2 protein-coding genes are annotated in these 1143 nt (G+C 72.1%); both read left to right on the forward strand.

Annotated features, from left to right (window positions below; genetic code table 11):
- The coding region (locus AC5LSR_RS16755; RefSeq protein WP_493468668.1) for a hypothetical protein at positions 1-419 on the forward strand (419 nt) is incomplete at its 5' end.
- Positions 420-599: 180 nt separating this feature from the next.
- Positions 600-1088: a thioredoxin-dependent thiol peroxidase gene (gene bcp, locus AC5LSR_RS16760; protein ID WP_250286373.1), complete on the forward strand. Its 489-nt coding sequence runs from the start codon at positions 600-602 to the stop codon at positions 1086-1088.
- Positions 1089-1143 lie beyond the last annotated feature (55 nt).

Consider the following 1143-nt stretch of genomic DNA (forward strand, 5'->3'; position numbering starts at 1 on the left):
GTGCTGCCTCACGCGCGCTGTCCCTGTCGGTGGGCGGCTTCGTCGTCGTCCACCGGATGCCGACGGTGGCGGAGCTGCGCCGGCTGCGTACCGCCGGCGGCCTGCCCGACCCCGGCCCCGAAGCGGCGGCGGACGCCATCGACGGCAGCCTCGCCGGCCTGTGCGTGGAGGCCGCGGACGAGCCGGGCCGGGCGGTGGGCTGCGGCCGGATCGTCGGGGACGGCCGGACCTTCCTGGTCATCATGGACGTGGTGATCGACCCGATGGTGTACGCCGACGCGGACGCCGACGCGGACGTCGACCTGGCCATCCTGATCATCAACGAGCTGCGCAGATGGGCCGTCGGCCAGGTGGATCCGGCCGCGTTCGTGGGTGTGGCCACGCTCGCGGGCGTCGAGCCGCTGGGCAGCCCGCCCTGACCGCCGTCCCCCGCTGCCCGGTTGGCCGGGCAGCGGCAGCGGCACCGGCATGACGGCAGGGCGGCAGGACGGGGTGTGAAAACGGGAACGCGGCATGGGAACGGTGTGTGCAAGGCGTACCGGGCCGATTCAGGAGGGGTGGGGTTTGCGGTGCCGGACCCGTCCGGCTACCTTCCGACCATGACCGAGACCGCCGCCGCTGCCCGTCTCACCACCGGTGACACCGCTCCCGGCTTCACCCTCTCCGACGCCGACGGCAACGAGGTGTCGCTGTCGTCCTACCGGGGGCGACGGGTTGTCGTCTACTTCTACCCGGCCGCCTCCACGCCCGGGTGCACCAAGCAGGCCTGTGACTTCCGGGACAGCCTCGCGCTGCTGAACGACGCCGGCATCGACGTGCTCGGGATCTCCCCCGACAAGCCGGCGAAACTCGTGAAGTTCCGCGACAACGAGAAACTGACCTTCCCGCTGCTGTCGGACCCGGAGCGGGCCGTGCTCGCCGCCTACGGCGCGTACGGCGAGAAGACGCTCTACGGCAGGAAGACCGTGGGTGTGATCCGCTCGACCTTCCTCCTGGACGCCGACGGCAAGATCGAGAAGGCGCTCTACAACGTCAAGGCGACCGGCCACGTCGCCAAAATCATCCGCGACCTCGGCCTGTCCGCCTGACCGGCCGCCCCGCCGCCCCGCCGTCCCGGCAACCCGCCGTCCCGGCAACCCGCCG

It is taken from the genome of Protofrankia sp. CiP1_Cm_nod4 (genome assembly GCF_982290645.1).

Coding starts and splice junctions, on each gene's coding strand:
- bcp (WP_250286373.1), top strand. CDS start 600: ATGACCGAGACCGCCGCCGCTGCCCGTCTCACCACCGGTGACACCGCT.